Annotated in this window: 1 protein-coding gene; it reads left to right on the forward strand. The window is 49.3% G+C overall.

Going from position 1 to position 438, the window contains the following annotated elements:
* On the forward strand, positions 1–438 hold a 438-nt coding region (locus ACTHTY_RS12100), incomplete at both ends, for a hypothetical protein (protein ID WP_440367875.1).

Consider the following 438-nt stretch of genomic DNA (forward strand, 5'->3'; position numbering starts at 1 on the left):
GTTGTGTGTGTTTTTGTTTTGGGGTTGGGTGGTGTTGTGTTGGGGGTGTTTTTGGTGTGTGGTGGTTGTTTGGTTTGTGGTGTGGGTGTTGGTGTTTTTGGTGGGTTTTGTGGTGTTGTTGTTTGTGTTTTGGGTGGGGGTGGGGTTTTTGGTTGTGTTGGGGTGGGGTGTTTGGTGTTTGGGTGTGGGTTTGGGGTGGTTGTGGTTGGTGTGTTTGTTTGTGTGTTGTGGGTTGGTTGGGTGGGGTTTTGTGGGGTTGTTGGTGGGGTTGGTGTGTGTTTTTTTGTTGGTGTGGTGTGTTGTGTTGTTTTTGGTTGTGTTGGTGTGGTGTTTGGGGTTGTTTGTTGGGTGGTGGTTTTTTGTGTGTTTCGGTTTGGGATTTGTGTCGGTTTTGTGGTTGTCGGATTGTTTGGGTGTTGCTCGGACGGTATGGGGGGG

It is taken from the genome of Neisseria sp. P0019.S002 (genome assembly GCF_051957155.1).
In the GTDB taxonomy this organism is placed as follows: domain Bacteria; phylum Pseudomonadota; class Gammaproteobacteria; order Burkholderiales; family Neisseriaceae; genus Neisseria; species Neisseria perflava.